An 18,457-nucleotide genomic window follows, 5' to 3' on the forward strand; every position below is an offset into this window, starting at 1 on the left:
CAGGGTGATTGTGAACATTTGAGATAGGTGAAGAGCTCCGAGTCGAGGTTAGCCATAGTCCAACCTCGACTCGGAGGTCTTCATGACTTACACCAGTGCTCCCCTGACCCCGGCGGGGCGTCGTCGCCTTGCTGTGCTTATCGTCAAGAACGGCTGGTCGTTGCGGCGTGCCCCAGAGCACTTTCACAAGGTCGCAAGACTCATCCAGAAATCCTGCGTCTAATTTCAAGCATCACCACATCGAACGGAAGCCCCTCGCCACGGTCGTCCTCACCGCTCTGGGAACCGGAGTCCTGACCGGCTACTTCAGAGTCGGCGGCAGCTTCGTCGTCGTGCCCGCCCTCATCCTCGCGTTCGGCATCCCCATCCGCTTCGTATCGGCGACCTCGCTCCTGGTGATGGCGCTGACAACCGCAAGCTGGCTGCTGGCGCGAATCGGTACCGACCTCGCCATCGACTGGAAGGTGACGCTGGCCTTTGGCATCACCTCCATGGTCGGCGGGCTCATCGACGGGCCGATGTCGAAGAGGCTACCTGCCAAGGCACTTTCCATCACCTTGCCTACCTCCTGCTCGTGGTGGCCGCATTCGTCAGCACGATGAACAGCTGATCGCCACCGACCCCGATAGGCAAGGCGAAAGCGCGGGCGGCTCCCTCGAGCCGCCCGCGCCCACCTGCCTGAAACGGCGCCTGAGCCACACGCCCGAATCTCCCGCGGGCACCCGCCCGCGCCCATGCCGATGGGGGCCGGGCTACGGCGTCGTCGGCTATCGCCTGCCGGGCGGAGCGGAGGGGTCGTGCGCGAGCCGGGCCACGGCGTCGTCGTTGACCGGCCCGCGCCCCGGCAACCGGCCCGCACCGCCGCCCCTACTTCAAACCCGAGCGCACGAACGCATCCACCACGTAACGCTGGAGGAGGATGTAGATGAGCAGCACCGGGATCGTGGCGAGCCCGGCGGCGGCCATGGTCGCGCCCCAGTTGTAGCCCACCTGGCCCAGGACCGCGCGCACCCACCTGCACGATCGCGTTGCTCTAGCGCAACACGATCGTGGGCCACAGGTACTCGTTCCACGCCGAGATGAAGCCCATGATCGCAATCGCCGCGAGCGCCGGCTTCATGTTCGGCAGCACGATCCGCCACAGCGTGGACCAGCTGGAGCGGCCGTCGATCTTCGCGGCATCCAGCAGGCCTTTGAGGAACACACGCATGTGCTGAACCACCAGGAGCACCGCGAAGGCCGTGGCCAACTGCGGGATGATCACACCCGCAACCGACTTCAGTAGCCCCATCCGGGCGATGAGGAGGAAGTTCGGGATCATCGTCACCCGGAAGGGCACCAGCCACGATCCGATAAACAGGAACATGAGGATCCGCCTACCCGGGAAGCTCCACACCGCGAAGGCATACCCGCCGAGCACGGCGATAACCATCTGGGCAAGCGCCAAGGTCGCGGCCATCACGAACGTGTTGACGAACATCCCGCCAATCGGGATCGCATCCCATACGTACGTAGAGTTCTCCAGGCTGAGCGGCCACAGGAACAGGGTTTGGTCGAGCGCCGGGGCCGCGGGAAGCAGTCACGGCCGAACCCCGTCCGTTCGCGGGACGATTTGAGCCGCATCTTCGCCACATAGGAAGATGAGGCTCAAATCGTCCCGCGAAGGGCGGCCGACCACTGACACGGAGATGGAACCGGGCCCGGAGGCCCACATTGTCGGCGCCCGCCACCACGCCCGGGCGCCGACAACCTCCCAACGCCCAGATCTCCATTCACACCAGTCACAATTACCCCGCACGCCACAGCTGTAACAGCTTCGACCGGTCACACGCCCAAATCTCGCCAGGCCATTTAAATTCCCTGGAGGATTCCGGGGCGATCTTCGCATATAAAAGATCTCTCCGGAATCGTCCAGAACTATTAATCGCCTCGGCCGATGCTCACGGGCCGCCAACGACAATGCCCTCCTAAACGTGCAGAGTCTCACCCTGCCAGGCTGCACTTCTCTTGTAGAATTGTCACAAGGAGGGGCAATCATGGTAAGCGTATTTGACGTTGCGTCACAGTTTGTTGACCGTGCCGACGGGACGATCGAGGCTGTCAAGCTTGAGAAGCTATGCTTCTACGCTTTCGGCTGGTACGCGCACCTGACCGGCGAGCCACTGTTTGGTGAGCAGTTCTACGCCATGAAATACGGCCCTGTTGTGGGGCAACTCCTCAGCGCCCACGCCGGGCGCACTGCCGTGGACCAAGAAGTGTTGTCCCCGCAGTTCAGCGCCTGGGAAACGAAGCCCCAGAAACCCACTGGTTACGTGGAAGCGCTTATCGACTACGTGTGGGACACGTACGGCACTTACGAATCGTTCGCCCTCGCCGAATACTCTCACAAAGAGAGTGTTTGGCAAGACGCCTGGAAACACAAGCCCGAGGGTAGCAAACGAGCCGACCTGCCACACGCCGATCTGATCTCTTATTTCCTCGCCCGCAAGCCCCGACCCGACGAGGTTACTGGCCTGCCGCCCGCAATGCTCACGAAGGTCAAGCGCGAGGTGCTCGAAGAGGCCGAACACAGCTCCTCGATTCACCGCGCATTTATCGAGGCAATCCGGAAACAGCGCTCGGCATGACCCACGAGAGGTTGGCCAGGTTTCTCGCCAATAAGGGCCTTCTCCTGCGCCCGTTGGATGACGATCACATCATCGACTGGTTCGACTGCGGGCGAGATAAACATATGAACTCGTGGCTATGCAAGCACGCTCGCAGATGGCAAGACGAGCACCTATGCCAAGTCTGGGTGCTGTCTTCCACCGAGACACCAGGAGAACCGATCGGATTCTTCACCCTGTCCGCACACCAGGTCACTCCCGAGTCCGTGCCCACAGCCCACCGCACAAACGCCCGAGATAACCGGGCCTGGGTGAATAACCTTCAAGCCTCATTCCCTGCCTCGCTACTGGGAAAGTTCGCACTTGCCGCCGGTTTTCAGGGACAAGAATTCGGGGAAATCCTCATGCTCTGCGCATACGCTCAACACCTGGAAGCAGCCTCCCACCTAGGTGCCAAGTTCCTTGTCTTGGACGCCCAACACAGCAACCTTGCAGCTTATTACGAAACGCGTTTCGGATTTCTACACACGTCTCGAGTAGAAGGTCACGAGCGCATGATCAAGTCTACTAAAGCGATTGCGGCCGAACTAGCAGAAGCGCTCTAACCCAACTTCGCTGCGTGGGCACACCCGGCGGTCAGACCTACGGAGGCCTGGCTTCGTCGATGTTGATGCCGCTCAGGCCAAGGCACGCACTTTCACCCGCCTCTCTGCGACAACACATTCGTGTCAACCTGCGGTTGACCCTCCTCATGGAAGAGCCCTCCCTTATTCAACAAGCCCACCAAGCCATCAACGTGGCCGAACGCCAGCTCGAGGACGCCGTCGCCGCCGCGCGCAATGCCGGCGCCTCGTGGGCTGACATCGGGGGCACGCTTGGCGTCTCGCGCCAGGCAGCCCTCAAACGCTTCGGCTCGGCCACCAGCCCATTCACAGGAGAAACCATGACAGCCACGCCCACTCAGGACCTCATCCCCATCGCCGAAACCTTCCTCCGCCACATCGCCGACGGCGACGCAGACGCCGCCACCACCATGATCCACCCGCAGGTGCGCAAGCAGCTGCCCTGGAGCGCGATCGCACCCATCTGGGAAGCGGTGCTCGCCGAATACGGCGCGTTCGAGCGCTTTGAGGACTCGCAGGTCGTGGGGGTGAAGGGCACCCGCCAGAAGACGCCGATCGCTCAGGCGCTGCACAGTAAGCACATTGGCACGAGGTCGGCGAGGCCATGGCCAGAGTCGCGCTCGACCGCAACCGTGAGGTGGTCGGGGTGCTGCTGTCGTTGGAGGCGACCGAGTATCCATTCTAAGGACGGTCCGGGCAGCCCGGGAGACGGGCAGAATGGGTCGGCGGACATTTGCGGGACGATTTCAGCCCCATCTGCACATATACGCAGACGTGGCCGAAATCGTCCCGCAAATTCTAGAGCTCGAACAAGACCGGGGCGTTCAGGCCTGCCAGGGGCACGCCTCGATAGCGGACGGGTGACGGAGACTCAACGTCGGCTCACTATCACACTACCGCTCGCATTGCCGGCTGACGCCGCGAAGGCAACACTTTCTTATATCGCCATTTAGCGATACTATCGTCTTATGACGATCAGCAGTCCACCCCTCGACCACGGCGCCACAGCCGTCTACGCCACCCTCTTCCACTCCCTGTCCGACCCCACCCGCCTCGCCGTCCTCCACCACCTCTCCTACGGGGAACACCGCGTACGCGACCTCGTCGAACACCTCAACCTCGCCCAATCAACCGTCTCCAAACACCTCTCCTGCCTCCTCGAATGTGGCCTCATCGAGTTCCGCGTCGAGGGTCGCGCCTCCTGGTACCGCCTCGCCGACGCCGAGGATCTCGCCGCCCTCCTCCAAGCCGCCGAGCACCTCCTCGCCGCAACCGGCTCCCAAGTCACCCTCTGTTCACAGCTCATGCACCCCTCCGAGGCCTAACCATGTCCCATCACCACATTCACTCTCACTCAGGCTCGGCTGCCGACCCCTCCGCCACGCACGGCCACCGGCGCCGCCTCGCCGTCGTCGTCGCAATCACGGGCGTCATCGTGGCCGCACAGCTCGTCGGCTCGATCATCACCGGCAGCCTGGCCCTGCTCACCGACACCGTCCACGCCCTCGCCGACCTCTCCGGGCTGGTAGTCGCGCTCATCGCCGCCACCCTCATGCTCCGGCCCGCCACCAACCGCCACACCTGGGGCTTTCGCCGCATCGAAGTCATCGCGGCGCTCGGGCAGGCCCTGCTGCTGCTCGTCGTCGGCGGATATGCCGTCATCGAAGGCGTGCAACGACTATTCCAGCCGCCAACCGTGCCCGCCGGCGAGCTCCTCGTGTTCGGCGTGATCGGGCTGGCCGCCAACCTCACCGGGCTACTCGTCCTCCATGACAGCCGCGACGCCAACCTCAACCTGCGCGCCGCCTTCCTCGAGGTCCTCAACGACGCTCTCGGGTCGCTCGGCGTGATCGTGGCCGCGATCGTCATCTGGACCACCGGCTTCCAACGCGCCGACGCCCTAGCGGGCCTCTTCATCGCCGCACTCATCCTCCCACGCGCCTTCATCATCCTGCGCGAGACCATCCGGGTGCTCATGGAATTCGTGCCAGACGGACTCAACCTAGAAGAAGTGCGCCAGCACCTCAGCGAGGTCGACCACGTAGTCGAAGTCCACGACCTGCACGCCTCCGCCGTCGCCACCGGGCTGCCCGTCCTTACCGCACACGTCGTCCTCGACAACGAATGCTTCGCCGACGGCCACGCCCAGCAGGTCCTGCGTCAGATGCACGAGTGCGTTGCCAGCCACTTCGACGTCGCCCACACAACCTTCCAGCTGGAAGTGCCCGGGTTTCATGCCGACGGGCGAACGTGCTCGGTGCCGCAAGAAACCAGCTAGGCTGCGCCAGCAGCGAGAGGCCAGCCCGGGCGAATGTTAAAACTCCAGGTCAGAGCACCGCTCTCCCGCCGATGGAGAAAGGCGCCCTCAAGTCTCCAGTTCAGACTCAATCTGCGCATCAACACCGACTTCGTGGATGGGCAGGCCACCCCGGACTACGATGGCCCTATGAGCCTGAGTAATCCTGATCTGTATGCGCCCGGTGGGTATGTCGTCCTCGATTTTGAGACGACGGGTTTCTCATTCGACCACGGCGACCGGGTGCTCGAAGTCGGGGTCGTGAAGCTCGACCCCGAGGGGCGCATCGTCGGCACCTTCGAGACGCTCATTAACCCCATGCGGCACGTCGGCGCCACGGAGATCCACGGGATCAGCGCTTCTGACGAGGTGGCCGCGCCCGCATTTGGCGACATCGCCGACCACTTCGCTGCCATCTTGGACGGAAGCGTCTTCGTGGCGCACAACGCCAGCTTCGATGCGCGCTTTGCTCACGGCGAGCTCACGGCAAGCGGGAACTTCCTCGGTAAGTCCATCCCCTACCTGTGCACGATGACGCTGGCCAAGCAGTACAAGATCGGCAGGACAGCGAAGCTAAGCGACGTCACCCTCGCCCTCGGGGTCCGCAACAGCCACGCACATAGCGCACTCGCCGACGCGATCGCCACCGCGCAGGTACTCGAATACTTCCTTCGCGAGACGTCGGCCAGCAAGGATCCTTTGTGGCGCAAGGCGGTGGCGGCTGCGAGCGCCTGTGCGGACTATCGCCACGGCGAACTGACCGAGGATCCACTGCACATCACGCGTGCCGACGCCGCCCGGGCGCGGGAAGCATTGCGTAGCGGGGCGTGGGTGAACAAGGCGGTGGGCGCGCGGGACATCCCGGACGAGTCGTTGGCGGCGCAGTACTTCCGCCTGCTTGATGCCGTGTTTCTCGATCGGGATCTGTCGGCTGCCGAGGAGCGGCAGCTCCTCGAGTTCGCGGCGCAAAACCAGTTGTCGAGCGTGGCGTTGGCGGACATCCACCAGCGATACCTGCGGTCTCTTGTGGAGGCAGCCTGGGCGGACGGCGTTGTCACGCCGGAGGAGCGGGAGACGATTGAGGTCGTGGGCAGATACCTCGGCATCTCGCCCGAGGATCGCGAGGCGGGCTTGCCGACGACGACGGCGCCCGGCGCGCCGGCTGTTGTGCCGGTACCCACACCGGAAGGCGAGGCGGAGAGCGGGGCTGAATCCTCACCGGAGGGCGAGGTTCGCAGCAGCCTGCTTGACTCGTGCATCATGCTTGCCCCGGGCGATCGCGTGACTGTGACGGGTCCGGTGCTACGCACGCATGCCGAGTGGGAAGCACTCCTTGGGGCACACGGCGTTGCGGTAGCGGGCCTAGCAAAGAAGACAAAAGTGCTGATCGCGGGAGATATCAACTCGATGAGTGGCAAGGCGAAGAAGGCCCACGACTACGTGATCCCAGTGATTTCTGGGGCGGCCGCCGACGAGCTGATCCGGTTCACCGAGGGCGGGCGTTAGCGCGCCGCTAGGCTGAGGGCCGGTCCGGCACCGCGAACCTCTGCTACCGCGGAGACGGCCAGCCCCGTTAAGATGATCTAGCACATCACACCAGTTCGCGCCGCGCTCAACCACGGCGCGAAGCTCACCCGAGGACACGGCGAATTGAAACTCCATACTTCCCGCACACGAACCAGTTTCCGTTCACGCTTTTCAGCTCTCGCCTCCGCCGCGATCCTCACGCTCGCGCTCGCCGTGCCGGCCGCCCTCCCAGCCGCGGCCGCGCTCGATGGCGACACCAACCCTACCGCTCGGCCCGCTGCTTCGATCCTCTTCTTCCAAGACGGCCACGACATCGCGCCCGTCAAGCAGGGCACCAAGGATTGCCCCGAGTTCCACGGCGGCATCGCCCGCCTCTCCACGGTGTTGGCCGAGCAGAAGGCGCTAGGCATTCCGGTTGACGTGGCGTTCGGCGGCGACCTCGGCGGCGGCACCCTCTTCGGCGCGCTCTTCCGCGGGAGCGCAATGGTCGATGCGTTTAACCAGGTCGGGGTGGACGTCGCAGGCTTCGGCCAACACGACTTCGACTACGGCCTCGACACCCTCCGCACAAACATCGCGAACTCGACCTTCCCGTGGGTCTCCTCGGACCTGTCGGTTGCAGGCGCACCAATCAACGGCGAAGAAAACGTCGCCATCATCCGTCAAGTAGGCGACGTGAAAATCGGCTACCTAGGCCTCACGCTCGGCATGGAAACAACCTCAGCCGGCAAAGATGTCGACCAGGCCGACTACGTCGCCGCGGCGAAAGCAGCCGTGACGAAGCTGGAAGGCGCCGACGTCGTCGTCGCCCTAGCCCAGTTCCCCCTCGCCGCGGACGCCACGCGCCTACTGACCGAAGTCCCGCAGATCGACGTCGTGCTCCGCGAAGAGAACTCATTCGCCCAAGAAGGCAACGACGTCACCACGCTCCCCGACGGCCGCTTCGCCGTCGCACCGGAGGGCAACTACGGCTCACTCGCGCGGATCAACTTCATCAAGAACGCCGACGGCACGTGGCGCGCCACGCACCAAGAGGTCCAGATCAACGCCACCGTGGCCGAAGACCCCGCCATCCTCCCCCTCCAGCAGAAGTACATCGACGAGCTGGATAAGCGACTTGCCAAGCAGGTCGCCTGCTCCGACCAGGCGTACACCCGCCCCCAGTCACTCGGGGCGCTGGCAGCGGAGGCCTTCCGTAACGCCGCCGATGCCCAGATCGGCTGGCTTAATGCGGGCGGCATGCGCGCAGACCTCGCCGCCGGCCCACTCGCCATGAAGGATATCCTCGCCGTCTTCCCCTACAACAACCAGGTGATGAAAGTGGAGGTCACAGGTGCACAGCTTCGCCTCGGCCTCGAGCAGGGCGCAGACTCCGCACCCGCCGGTAACAGCGGTGGCTACCCCATCCTCGCCGGGGCGAGCTTCACCTACGACGACGACGGCCAGCCCGGCGCCAAGATCACCGACCTCAAGCTCGCCGACGGGACACCCATCAGTGACTCGGACGTGTTCACCCTCGCCTTGACGAACTATGTGGTCAATGGTGGCAACAAAGTCACCGCTTTCGGTTCCGCGAAGGTGCTTGTGGACGCGGGTTTCGCCGGGTCTGACTTCGACGCTCTCGTCGCTCAACTCTCTAAGACCAGCAGCTGCGAGGCGCCGGGAACTGGTGAGACTCCCGGCCCGGACATGCCGGGCAGTCCGGACACCGATGAGACACCGGCCCCCGGCGCGGGTTCCTCGCCTGCGACCGGAAGCAACGGCACCGGGGACGGCACCGGGGACGGCCACGGGGACGGCTCCGGCAACGGCCACGGGGACGGCTCAGGGAACGGCACCGGGAACGGCACAGCGAAGGCGCCGTCTTCCGCCTCGAGATTCGACGGACCCGCATCTACGGCAGACGGGACGGCAGGTCGCACCAGCCGGCTCGAGAATACGGGCGCGGACGTCGCGACGCTCGGCTTGGGCGGGGCGCTTGCTATCGCAGTGGGCACCTGCCTCGTCCTTTCCGCGCGACGCGTCGTTAGGCGCCAGGGTTAAACACGCCGCATCCGCCGGGGCCGTCGTGCCCGCCACACCCGCCGGGGCCGCCGCCCCTAGCCAGCGACGACTCCCGGAACTGCTTCTATCAGTGTCCCGACGGCGACGCACGCGAGCAGTACGCCGAAGCTCAGCGTGAGTGTAGACTCCCTGACCCGCGTGGTCAGCTTCGCTCCGACTAATCCGCCGCCCATGCTCGCCGCTGCGAAGGCCAGCGCGATGCCCCAGTTCAGCTCCACTCCCGTGCCGATCCTTCCCAGCAATCCGACGGCCGAGGCGATGATCATGACCAGCAGCGACGTGCCCGTGGCTTTCTTCGGCGAAAAGTGCAGGACCAGCACGAGCGCCGGCACCACGGCGAATCCGCCGCCGACGCCAAAAAACCCGGTGAGCACACCCGTCAGGGTGGCTACTGCCGCGAGCGCCAGCGGGCTCACCGCTCGATCCTCGCTGCCACCGCCCGCACTCTCGCCCCGCATCGTCCAGGCGTTACGAAGCATCACGACCGCCACCACACTCAATAGCACACCAAAGGAGGCCATGAGGAACGCGGGCGCCACCAGCGCCGATAGCCGCGCGCCCACGAACGAGCCCAGCGCGGACAGTGCAGCGAAGACCAGACCATCGCGCCAATTGACCCGCCCGGCACGCGCGTGCGGGATAATAGACACGCACGCTGTTAGCGCCACGATGACCAGGGACGCCGCCGCAGCCTGATGCGGCTCCTGCCCTAGGATATAGACCAGGATCGGGACAGAGAGAATCCCTCCCCCGGCACCAAGCATGCCGACCACCACGCCGACCGCCAGACCAATCATCGCCGCGAGAATCATGCGCGCCATCCTAGAATTCGTTCTGCACGATTCAACGGCAGCAGCTGGCTCGCCGCCAACGCCGCGCCACGCTCCGCCAATGACATCGGCTGTGAGCCAACCATGGGAGCCCCCTTCCCCTCAATAAAACGCCACCGCACTGCCAAGACCCGTCCTCACCCGATAAGTCTAGAGCCGCCCTCCGACAAAAACTCTTCGCGCGGATCATGCGCTGCCGCAGTGGGCCACGGTGACCACAGAGCTCGCACACGGAGACTCTTGAGCGGGCCGGATCGTGGCCAAAGTGGCCCTAGACGACCGGTCCCCCGACCAACAGGTATGGAGCAGATTCTGGCCCCGGCCTATCACAAGGCGGTCTGTCCCGCGAAACGCGGGGCAGACCGCCTTCTCGCGTGTCCGGGTTCGCGCCCGAGGACTACCTAACACTGTCTGCGCCCGGGTGGCCCGCCGTGAGTCATGTAGCTAACTGGTGAATCTGAGAGCTTTCATCGCCAAAACCGACCCTTCCGGCCCCAAAACTCACCAGTTAGTCACGCGGGCCACCACCCCCGAAACCCCGAACCGATCGCCCCCTGTAGCTAACTGGTGAATCTGAGAGCTTTCATCGCGAAAATCGGCCTTTTCGGCGCCAAACTCACCAGTTAGCCACGCCGGCCGCCAAGAAGGCCAGCAGCTCACTGCGGAAGGCGGACAGCCCGGCCCGCAGCCCGTGGAAACTTCCTCTTGGCATCAGACCGCACTGATAGTGTTGTGCCACGGGGAACAAGTGCAGTTGAGAGGGGGCACCAGTGGTAGTCCGCGTGAATGTCACGCCCGAGCTCCTGACCTGGGCAACTGAACGTGCCGGCTGGGATGACGACGACATTGCAAGGCGCGCCCCTCACTTTCACGAGTGGGTGAGCGGACGCCGCACGCCTACCCTGAATCAGATCAAGAAGTTCGCCGCCGATACCTATACCCCATTCGCTGCGCTCTTTCTTGAAGAGCCTCCTGCCGAGTACATCCCCATCCCCGACATGCGCACTCTGGGCAACCGGGAGGTAGCCAAACCATCCGCCAACCTTCTCGACACCATTTACGAGTGCCAGACTCGCCAAGCTTGGTACATGGAGTACGCGGAAGAGATGGAGCTGCCGGAGGTGCCGTTCATTGGGACGGCGACCGCTCAGACTCCCACAGCACAGCTCGCGGCCAAGATGAGCGAGTTGCTTGGCTTCGATGTTGCCCGCAGGTGCACGCTCCGCACAATCAGTGAAGCTCGTAGTGCCCTGATTGACGTTGTCGAGCAGGCCGGAGTCCTAGTGATGGTCAGTGGAATCGTCGGAAACAATACTCATCGCAAGCTGAATGTGACAGAATTCCGCGGATTTGCGCTGGCCGATGTCCGCGCGCCCCTGATCTTCGTCAATGGCGCAGACACACAGGCCGCACAGATCTTCACAATTCTTCACGAGCTTGCCCACCTTTGGCGAGGACACAGCGCGCTTTCTGACGCGGAGGCGGCATCGCAGGCAGGGAACGCCGAAGAGTTGTGGTGCAACCGCGTGGCTGCAGAGGTCCTCATTCCTCAAGACGAGCTCCACAAACACTATGCTGGGCGCCTCGATGAAGACGAGCTTGAACGCCTCGCCGGGCTCTTCAAGGCGAGCACGCTCGTCGTGCTGAAGCGGCTCTTTGATGTCGGGCTATTGACGTGGGACTCGTATCAAGAAGCCTACGACGCCGAGCGCCGACGGGTTCTTAAGCTCATTGACAGCCGTCCAACTCCGAGCTCCGGAGGTGATTTCTACAGGACGCATCCTCGCCGAGTCAGTGCGAGGTTCGCTCGGGCCGTCGTCGAAAGCGCATTCGCCGGGGCAACGCCATTCCGAGACGCCTACCGCCTCCTCGGCACGAAGAAGCCGTCGACGTTTGAGAACCTGGCTGACAGGCTCCTCACGGCATGACGTACCTGCTCGACGCCAACGTCTTCATCCAAGCCAAGAACCTTTACTATGGTTTCGACTTCGTACCCGGTTTCTGGTCGTGGTTAGACATGGCCTTCGAACAATCTCAAATCCGCAGCATCACCGCTGTGCGAGACGAGCTCGTGCAGGGTCAAGACGAGCTCAGCACGTGGGCGCGGGACAGGGGGCAGTTCTTTCAGGAAATCGACTCCGCTACTACGCGCCACTTCACCGAGCTCAGCACCTGGGTTTACCGCAGTAACTTCACACAGGCTGCACGCCGAGGCTTCACCACTTCTCACACCGACTTCTTGCTCGTAACCTACGCTCGCGCCCATAATCTCACCCTCGTCACTCACGAGACTCTTTCCGCGGGCTTTAACAGGGTCAAGATTCCCAACGCGTGCCAAGCACTCGGGGTTGAGTACACCAATACCTTCGACATGCTCAGACAATCTCAGGTCAGGCTGACCCTTTCCGGGTAAACATACTGTCTCCGCCCGGGTGGCCCGCCGTGAGTCATGTAGCTAACTGGTGAATTTGAGAGCTTTCATCGCCAAAATCGGCCTCTTCGGCGCCAAACTCACCAGTTAGTCACGCGGGCCACCATCCCCGAAGCCCCCAACCGATCGACCCCTGTAGCTAACTGGTGAATCTGAGAGCTTTCATCGCGAAAATCGGCCTTTTTGGCGCCAAACTCACCAGTTAGTCACGGAACCGGTCCACGCTGCCCCCATTCTCCCCGGCGCGCCGTGGCACAACAGTCGCGCGCCAGGCCACAAGCCCGGCCTCGGCGGCGAGAGGCATTCTGGCTGTGTTCACTTCAACGAAGAAGGGCTAACACCATGACAACTACTTCCACATCCGAACACACGCAGCTGTCCAAGGCGAAGCTGACCACTGCCTCGATCGTGCTGCTCGTGGTGGCCGCATCCGCACCTCTCACTGTTCTTGCGGGCGGAGTGCCCACCAACTATGCGGTCTCCGGTCTCAACGGTGTGCCCGGCACGTTCCTGCTGCTCGGCGTCGTTTTCCTCATCTTCACGGTCGGCTACGGGCGGATGAGCTCGCGTATCCAGAATTCGGGCGCGTTGTACGCCTATATCTCCGAGGGCCTGGGCAACCGGCAGGGCATTGCCGCGGCGATCCTCGCGCTCGTGTCCTATAACATGATGCAGGTCGGCCTGTTTGGCATGTTCGGTTTCTCGGGCGCGAACTTGGTCGAGGCGCTGACGGGCGTGAGCGTTCCGTGGTGGGTGGTTGGCGGCCTCGGGTGGCTGATCATCGGCTTCCTGGGTATGAAGAACGTCGACTTTTCCGCCAAGGTGGTGGGCGTCATCGTGGTGCTGGGCGTGGCGATTGTCCTGGTTGTGGCGGTGCTCGGCCTTGTCAACGCGCCGGAGGGCATTACTGCCGACGGCTTCCTGCCCGGCCAGATCGCCACCCCGGGAATCGGTGTGTTGCTTGCTTTCACGCTCGCCGCGTTCATGGGTTTCGAGTCCGGTGCGATCTACTCCGAGGAAACCGTTGACCCCGAGCGCACGATCCCGAAGGCGACCTATATCGCGGTTGTGACGATCGCGGTTTTCTACGCGGTGACGTCCTGGGCATTCACGATGGGCATTGGCCCGTCGGCAATCATCGACGAATCGGTCACGTATGGTCCCAACCTTATGTTCCTGTTCCTCGAAAGTTACAGCCCGGCGCTATCGTATGTGGCGCAGCTGTTGTTTGTGCTCAGCCTGCTCGCGGCTCTCATTGCGTTCCATAACGCCGTGGCCCGCTACTTCTTCGCTCTCGGCCGCGCCCGCATCTTGCCCGCGTTCTTCGGGAAGGCCAGCGACGACGGCGCCCCTGTTGGCGGTTCGGTCGCGCAGTCGTTGATTGCGGTTACGGTAGTGGCGGTGTTCGTGCTGGCTGGCTTTGGCTCTGAGCTCGGCGACCTTTACCCTGTTCTCACGCTCTTCACGTGGATGACGAACGGGGCCGCGTTCGGTGTGGTGTGTCTGCTGGCGTTGACGGGTATCGCGATTTTGGTGTGGGCGCGGCGCGAGGACCGCGATGCCGGGTTGTGGCGCACGACGATCGCCCCTGCGGTTTCCGCTGCAGGTCTCATCGTTGTCGCGGTGCTGGTTGTGGTGAACTTTGACCTGATGATCGGGGATACCGGGCCGGCTTCGCTGCGCTGGGTCATGCCGGGTCTGATCGTGGCGACCGGGCTGGTTGGGGTTGTGGTTGGCGAGCGCCTCAAGCGCAGGAGGCCCGAGATCTACAATCACTTGCACGAGCAGCTTGACCGCATCGAGGGGTAGGCTTCGGGGGATTGGTGTGGCGCGCCGCCTGCCTGCGGGACGAATTGAGCCGTATCTGAAAAGATACGGCCCAATTCGTCCCGCACAGCCCCCTACTATCGGGTGCCTACTGCTCTAGTTCGTGGATCACCTTTCGGGCGGTCTCTACGCCGGTTTCGAGCGCCCCGTCAACCACGACGCCGCGCCAGCCGCGCGCCCAGTCCGCGCCTGCGAAGTGCAGGCGCGAGGTCGATTCGCGGAAGTGGTGCCAACCTTCCGTGAACTGTCCCTGGCGGAGGCTTGCCCAGGCCTGGCCCGACCACTTGTCGGCCACCCAGTCGTGGCCGGTGCAGTCCACGACCTCCAGGTCGTCAAACCACTGGTTGACGATTGCCTGCGCGTCCTCGATGTTGCTCAGATCCACGGCGTCGTGATCGGAGCCGAATCCCACGAGGATCGTGGTGTCGTCGTCCATGAAGTACTCCGAGCGCATGACGGAGATTTTCGCCGGGGACGGCGCGTACCCGAACACGTTGTGGCGCCCTTTGACCTTGATCCAGATCTTGCAGCCGGTGGAGTTCCACTTGTCCTCGATGGTTTTGGTGATGGTGGCGGGCAGGGCCGGGTTGAATTCGATGTTGCCCAGCGCGCCCACGGGCACCGTCACGATCACGGAGTCGGCCTCGATGATTTCCCCGGACTCGAGGTAGACCTTGGCGCCCTCGGTATCGTGGTCGATCTTGGTCACGACGGTCTGGAGGCGGATCGGCCCGGTGAGGTCGCCCGCGATCCCGTTGTATAGGCCTTGCATGCCGTTGACCAGCTTGTAGCGCAGCGTCTGCGCGTCCAGCAACGACAGTCGGTGATCGGACAGCGCCACCCATTGCTTCGCCATCAGCACCGACGTCGTCTCCGGGTTGCCGATGTACCCGGCTGACCAGTAGGCGTTCGCCAGGTCGATTTCCTCCTGGGTGAAGTCGCCCTCGCGTAGCACGTCGAGTACTGAGCGTTTGTCGTCTTTGATGAACTGCTCGCGGATTTCGGCCGGCCCATCGTAGTCGTCGGAGAGCACCCACAGCGGGTTGTAGGGGTTGGGGAAGTACTCGTCGGAGTTCTTGAAGATCTCGGCCATCGGGCGGGCGAGGCGGCGGTCCATCTCTTCCTCGGTCGCCACCACGATCTCCCCGTCGGCCAGCCAGCGCGCTTCGTCGGTGTGGGGGCTGGCCACGATGTCTTGCCCGTAGCGGGTGATTTCGCTCCAGATGTGCGGTTGGAACCAGTGCACCCACGTTGCGCCGATCTCGAGTGGGCGGCCCATCCTCTCGTCGGTCCACGCGCGCCCGCCGATGCGGTCGCGCGCCTCAAGGATCTGGTAGTCGATACCCTTCATCTGCAGCTCGCGCGCCGCCACTAGGCCCGCGAACCCGGCACCAACAATCACAACATGTTTCGACATGACGTTTCCTTTCCTCTATGCGTCTTCCTTGACGCCAAACGATGTCACTTTTATGGTGCTCGTCATGTCGGATTTTTCCTTGTGCTTCGGCGCAGGCCAGTTGTCACTCAAGGATCACGACGCCGCGGGTGCGGCTCCGGCCGCCGCTGGTGCGGCTCCGGCCGCCGCTGGTGCGGCTCCGGCCGCCGCTGGTACGGCTCCGGCCGCCGCGGGCGTGGGTAACGGGTGATTCTGCGGACTTTGGTCGGCAAAACTGGCATTTTCATCCCTAGGATCACCAGTTGTCCACGCTCCGTCCCCCTATTCCCCCTTCCCGAGGACGCTGCGCCGGTAGGCGCTGGGCGAGATCCCGAAGCGGGCGGTGAAGGATTTGGACAGGTGTGCGGCGTCAACCAGCCCGTAGCGCGAACCGATGGCCTGGATGGTGTCGGATGCGAACCGAGGATCGGCGAGGCTGTCGCGGATCTTGTCCAGCCGCAAGCGCCGGATGTAGGAGCCCACGGTCTCCCCGCCTCGCGAGAACTGGGAGTGTAGGTGGCGCACGGACACGAACAGACTGTCGGCGATCATCCGCGGGCCGAGCTCGGGGTCGGCGAGGTGGGCCGCCACGAAGCGCCGCACTTGGTGGTTGAGGCTCTCGGTGTTGTCGGTGTCCGCCAGCAGGTCGGAGGCGATGACCGACACCAGCATGTCCAACGCGGACCTGACCAGCGGGATCGCGTAAATGTCCTCGAGCGCGCGGAGGTTTCCTGCGAGCTGCTCGAACAGCGGCACCGCCACCCTTCCCAGCCCGGACTCGCGGGAGATCGGCACGGCGGAGATCTTTTCCAGGTCCGAATCGGGCAGATTCACGAACGATTGCGGGAAGATCATCACCAGCGTCCGCTGCGGGGCCGGATACTCCAGCACGTAGGGGCGCTGGGTGAAATAGACCGCCAGGTTAGACGGTTCAAGCACGCACCGCCGCCCATCCTGTTCCAGGATCGACGATCCTTCCAGCTGCAAGCTCAGCTTGCAATAGCCCTTTTCACCCGCGGGGATGTCCGCGGCGCGGCGTTCCACGCGGTGGGCCGGCGTGCGCATGTCGAACAGGTCGATGTCCCCGACATGGATCGCCTCGAGGCCCACCTCGAAGTCGGACTTGTCCTCCGGCGTCGTGATGTGAAGCGTGCCGAAGGCCTGCTGCGCCGCCACGTGCCATTCCTCGAAATTCAACGACCCCTGCAACACCTTCGACACGATGCCCCCAAGCGAACACTGTTCAACAATCGGCGTGCACGCTTTCACAATCAGCGACCGCCCGCCCGTTGCGAGACTGGTCATCGTTGAACGAGTCGTGCAAGGAGGCACCGTGAAGCAGTACAGCTACCAAGACATTCTCAACTCTATCGCACCCGGGGGCGGCAGCGTTGAGCTGAAAAACCCCTCGACCGGCGAGGTCATCGCGGCTATCAGCTACGACAGTGCCGACGACGTCGCGGCCGCGGTCGACGCCGCCGCCACCGCCCAGCGCTCCTGGGGAGCTCTCACGCACGCGGAGCGGTGCGAGTACCTCGTGCGCTGTGCCGAGGCGATCGAGGACAACGCCGAGACCCTCGCTGAGCTGCTCTCCCGCGAGCAGGGCAAGCCGCTGAACGGGCCGAACGCCCGCTTCGAGGTGGGCGCATGTGCGGCGTGGCTGCGGGCCACCGCAGCCATCCCGGTGGAGGAGACCGAGGTCGTCAACGACGGCGACACGTTCGCCACCCTCGCCTACCGGCCCATCGGCGTCGTGGGTGCGATCGGCCCCTGGAACTGGCCGATGATGATCACCACGTGGCAGGTTGCCCCTGCCTTGCGTATGGGAAACGGCGTGGTGGTCAAGCCGTCGGAGTACACCCCGCTGTCGGTGGCGGCGCTGGTGAGAGTGCTCAACGACGTGCTGCCTGAGGGCGTGCTGAGCATCGTGGTGGGCGACGGCGCGATCGGCGCGGAGCTGACCACGAACCCGAGGGTCGGCAAGATCATGTTCACCGGGTCGACGGCGACCGGCAAGAAGATCGCGGCCACCGCCGCCGGCGACGTCAAGCGTCTCACGCTCGAGCTCGGCGGCAACGACGCCGGCATCGTGCTCGACGACGTCGATCCGCGGGCCATCGCCGAGGACCTTTTCTGGGGCGCCTTCATCAACACCGGCCAGACCTGCGCCGCCCTTAAGCGGCTCTACGTGCCTGGCTCGATTTACGACGACGTCGTGGAGGCGCTGGCCGAGGTGGCCACGGCGATGCCGATGGGCGACGGGCTGGATGAGCAGAGCGTGCTCGGGCCGTTGCAGAACAAGGCGCAGTTCGACATCGTGAAGGAGCTGGTGCGGGCCGCCGTGGATGGCGGTGCGCGCGTGGTTGTGGGCGGGGACCCGGACGAGGATCAGCCCGGCTACTTCTACCCCACCACCTTGGTGGCTGACATCGCCCCGGACAATCCGCTGGTGGTCAAGGAGCAGTTCGGTCCGGCGTTGCCGATCGTGCGCTACGATGACCTCGACTGGGCGATCGAGCAGGCCAACGCCCTTGACTTCGGGTTGGGCGGCTCGGTGTGGTCCGCGGATCGCGAGCGCGCCCGCGAAGTGGCGGCCCGTATCCAGGCGGGGACCGTGTGGATCAATAGCCACGGCGGAGTGGATCCGCGCATCCCGTTTGGGGGCACGAAGGGATCGGGCTACGGCGTGGAGTTCGGCGAGCTTGGCCTGAAAGAGCTGGCGGTTGCGCAGGTTATTAACGGCTAGTGTTGGCTCGGCTGGTGGGCCTGGCTTTGGCCGAGCTTGGACGCGGCTTTCGCCGGGCCCACCCGCTTGCGC

Annotated in this window: 17 protein-coding genes and 1 pseudogene; 13 read left to right on the forward strand and 5 right to left on the reverse strand. The window is 64.0% G+C overall.

Features of this window, described 5'->3' with window-relative positions; genetic code table 11:
- Positions 1-82 precede the first annotated feature (82 nt).
- Positions 83-184: pseudogene (locus J2S45_RS09425) on the forward strand (IS481 family transposase); the annotation flags it as partial.
- On the forward strand, positions 168-602 hold the full coding sequence (locus J2S45_RS09430; RefSeq protein ID WP_307635222.1) for a sulfite exporter TauE/SafE family protein: 435 nt from the start codon (positions 168-170) through the stop codon (positions 600-602). The pseudogene J2S45_RS09425 and the gene J2S45_RS09430, both read left to right, overlap by 17 nt.
- A 265-nt stretch (positions 603-867) precedes the next feature.
- Here J2S45_RS09430 and J2S45_RS09435 read toward each other — a convergent pair whose 3' ends face one another.
- Together J2S45_RS09435 and J2S45_RS09440 are read right to left on the reverse strand one after the other, a co-directional pair.
- On the reverse strand, positions 868-1,011 hold the full coding sequence (locus J2S45_RS09435; protein WP_307635223.1) for a hypothetical protein: 144 nt from the start codon (positions 1,009-1,011) through the stop codon (positions 868-870).
- Positions 1,012-1,033: 22 nt separating this feature from the next.
- The gene (locus J2S45_RS09440) at positions 1,034-1,480 is read right to left on the reverse strand and encodes a carbohydrate ABC transporter permease (RefSeq protein WP_307635224.1); all 447 of its coding nucleotides are present in this window, start codon (positions 1,478-1,480) and stop codon (positions 1,034-1,036) included.
- Between the two features lie 556 nt (positions 1,481-2,036).
- Here J2S45_RS09440 and J2S45_RS09445 point away from each other — a divergent pair.
- The 6 genes from J2S45_RS09445 (at position 2,037) to J2S45_RS09470 (ending at position 9,095) form a co-directional block, all read left to right on the forward strand.
- Positions 2,037-2,627 (forward strand): Panacea domain-containing protein, encoded by a 591-nt coding sequence (locus J2S45_RS09445; RefSeq protein WP_307635225.1) that lies wholly within the window; start codon positions 2,037-2,039, stop codon positions 2,625-2,627.
- 730 nt (positions 2,628-3,357) lie between these two features.
- Positions 3,358-4,182: a hypothetical protein gene (locus J2S45_RS09450; protein WP_307635226.1), complete on the forward strand. Its 825-nt coding sequence runs from the start codon at positions 3,358-3,360 to the stop codon at positions 4,180-4,182.
- Between the two features lie 15 nt (positions 4,183-4,197).
- Positions 4,198-4,554, forward strand: coding sequence for an ArsR/SmtB family transcription factor (locus J2S45_RS09455; RefSeq protein WP_300049098.1), 357 nt, complete (start codon positions 4,198-4,200; stop codon positions 4,552-4,554).
- A 2-nt stretch (positions 4,555-4,556) separates the two neighbouring features.
- Positions 4,557-5,507, forward strand: a complete 951-nt coding sequence (locus tag J2S45_RS09460) for a cation diffusion facilitator family transporter (protein ID WP_307635227.1) — start codon at positions 4,557-4,559, stop codon at positions 5,505-5,507.
- 168 nt (positions 5,508-5,675) lie between these two features.
- Complete coding sequence (locus tag J2S45_RS09465) at positions 5,676-7,031, forward strand: exonuclease domain-containing protein (RefSeq protein WP_307635228.1); 1,356 nt, start codon at positions 5,676-5,678, stop codon at positions 7,029-7,031.
- A 144-nt stretch (positions 7,032-7,175) separates the two neighbouring features.
- Positions 7,176-9,095, forward strand: a complete 1,920-nt coding sequence (locus tag J2S45_RS09470) for a bifunctional metallophosphatase/5'-nucleotidase (RefSeq protein ID WP_307635229.1) — start codon at positions 7,176-7,178, stop codon at positions 9,093-9,095.
- A gap of 56 nt (positions 9,096-9,151) precedes the next feature.
- Here the strand turns inward: J2S45_RS09470 and J2S45_RS09475 are convergent, their stop codons facing one another.
- A complete protein-coding gene (locus J2S45_RS09475; RefSeq protein WP_307635230.1) occupies positions 9,152-9,937 on the reverse strand; it encodes a sulfite exporter TauE/SafE family protein in 786 nt (261 codons plus the stop codon).
- A 779-nt stretch (positions 9,938-10,716) separates the two neighbouring features.
- Between J2S45_RS09475 and J2S45_RS09480 the strand changes: the two genes are divergently transcribed.
- The 3 genes from J2S45_RS09480 to J2S45_RS09490 all read left to right on the forward strand — a co-directional run bounded on the left by J2S45_RS09480 (position 10,717) and on the right by J2S45_RS09490 (position 14,186).
- A complete protein-coding gene (locus tag J2S45_RS09480) occupies positions 10,717-11,874 on the forward strand; it encodes an ImmA/IrrE family metallo-endopeptidase (protein WP_307635231.1) in 1,158 nt (385 codons plus the stop codon).
- On the forward strand, positions 11,871-12,359 hold the full coding sequence (locus J2S45_RS09485; RefSeq protein ID WP_307635232.1) for a DUF4411 family protein: 489 nt from the start codon (positions 11,871-11,873) through the stop codon (positions 12,357-12,359). The genes J2S45_RS09480 and J2S45_RS09485 overlap by 4 nt, the downstream gene beginning before the upstream one ends.
- 360 nt (positions 12,360-12,719) lie before the next feature.
- Positions 12,720-14,186: an APC family permease gene (locus tag J2S45_RS09490; protein ID WP_307635233.1), complete on the forward strand. Its 1,467-nt coding sequence runs from the start codon at positions 12,720-12,722 to the stop codon at positions 14,184-14,186.
- A 106-nt stretch (positions 14,187-14,292) separates the two neighbouring features.
- Here J2S45_RS09490 and J2S45_RS09495 read toward each other — a convergent pair whose 3' ends face one another.
- Positions 14,293-15,621 (reverse strand): flavin monoamine oxidase family protein, encoded by a 1,329-nt coding sequence (locus J2S45_RS09495; protein ID WP_307635234.1) that lies wholly within the window; start codon positions 15,619-15,621, stop codon positions 14,293-14,295.
- Between the two features lie 64 nt (positions 15,622-15,685).
- Between J2S45_RS09495 and J2S45_RS09500 the strand changes: the two genes are divergently transcribed.
- Positions 15,686-15,850 carry a hypothetical protein gene (locus J2S45_RS09500; protein ID WP_307635235.1) on the forward strand — a complete coding sequence of 55 codons (165 nt, stop codon included), beginning with the start codon at positions 15,686-15,688 and terminating at the stop codon, positions 15,848-15,850.
- Positions 15,851-15,921: 71 nt separating this feature from the next.
- On the opposite strand, the gene J2S45_RS09505 is transcribed toward J2S45_RS09500, so the two are convergent.
- Complete coding sequence (locus tag J2S45_RS09505) at positions 15,922-16,944, reverse strand: AraC-like ligand-binding domain-containing protein (RefSeq protein ID WP_307635236.1); 1,023 nt, start codon at positions 16,942-16,944, stop codon at positions 15,922-15,924.
- Positions 16,945-16,972: 28 nt separating this feature from the next.
- Here J2S45_RS09505 and J2S45_RS09510 point away from each other — a divergent pair, with 28 nt between their 5' ends.
- Positions 16,973-18,385 (forward strand): aldehyde dehydrogenase family protein, encoded by a 1,413-nt coding sequence (locus J2S45_RS09510; RefSeq protein ID WP_307635237.1) that lies wholly within the window; start codon positions 16,973-16,975, stop codon positions 18,383-18,385.
- Positions 18,386-18,457: the final 72 nt, after the last annotated feature.

This window comes from Trueperella abortisuis, assembly GCF_030811095.1.
In the GTDB taxonomy this organism is placed as follows: Bacteria; Actinomycetota; Actinomycetes; order Actinomycetales; family Actinomycetaceae; genus Trueperella; species Trueperella abortisuis.

What these genes read in the sequence shown, in the direction of transcription:
- J2S45_RS09440 (WP_307635224.1), bottom strand. Translation starts at nt 1,480, where the DNA reads ATGTTCGTCAACACGTTCGTGATGGCCGCGACCTTGGCGCTTGCCCAG.
- J2S45_RS09445 (WP_307635225.1), top strand. Translation starts at nt 2,037, where the DNA reads ATGGTAAGCGTATTTGACGTTGCGTCACAGTTTGTTGACCGTGCCGAC.
- J2S45_RS09450 (WP_307635226.1), top strand. Translation starts at nt 3,358, where the DNA reads ATGGAAGAGCCCTCCCTTATTCAACAAGCCCACCAAGCCATCAACGTG.
- J2S45_RS09455 (WP_300049098.1), top strand. Translation starts at nt 4,198, where the DNA reads ATGACGATCAGCAGTCCACCCCTCGACCACGGCGCCACAGCCGTCTAC.
- J2S45_RS09460 (WP_307635227.1), top strand. Translation starts at nt 4,557, where the DNA reads ATGTCCCATCACCACATTCACTCTCACTCAGGCTCGGCTGCCGACCCC.
- J2S45_RS09465 (WP_307635228.1), top strand. Translation starts at nt 5,676, where the DNA reads ATGAGCCTGAGTAATCCTGATCTGTATGCGCCCGGTGGGTATGTCGTC.
- J2S45_RS09475 (WP_307635230.1), bottom strand. Translation starts at nt 9,937, where the DNA reads ATGGCGCGCATGATTCTCGCGGCGATGATTGGTCTGGCGGTCGGCGTG.
- J2S45_RS09485 (WP_307635232.1), top strand. Translation starts at nt 11,871, where the DNA reads ATGACGTACCTGCTCGACGCCAACGTCTTCATCCAAGCCAAGAACCTT.
- J2S45_RS09490 (WP_307635233.1), top strand. Translation starts at nt 12,720, where the DNA reads ATGACAACTACTTCCACATCCGAACACACGCAGCTGTCCAAGGCGAAG.
- J2S45_RS09495 (WP_307635234.1), bottom strand. Translation starts at nt 15,621, where the DNA reads ATGTCGAAACATGTTGTGATTGTTGGTGCCGGGTTCGCGGGCCTAGTG.
- J2S45_RS09500 (WP_307635235.1), top strand. Translation starts at nt 15,686, where the DNA reads ATGTCGGATTTTTCCTTGTGCTTCGGCGCAGGCCAGTTGTCACTCAAG.
- J2S45_RS09505 (WP_307635236.1), bottom strand. Translation starts at nt 16,944, where the DNA reads ATGACCAGTCTCGCAACGGGCGGGCGGTCGCTGATTGTGAAAGCGTGC.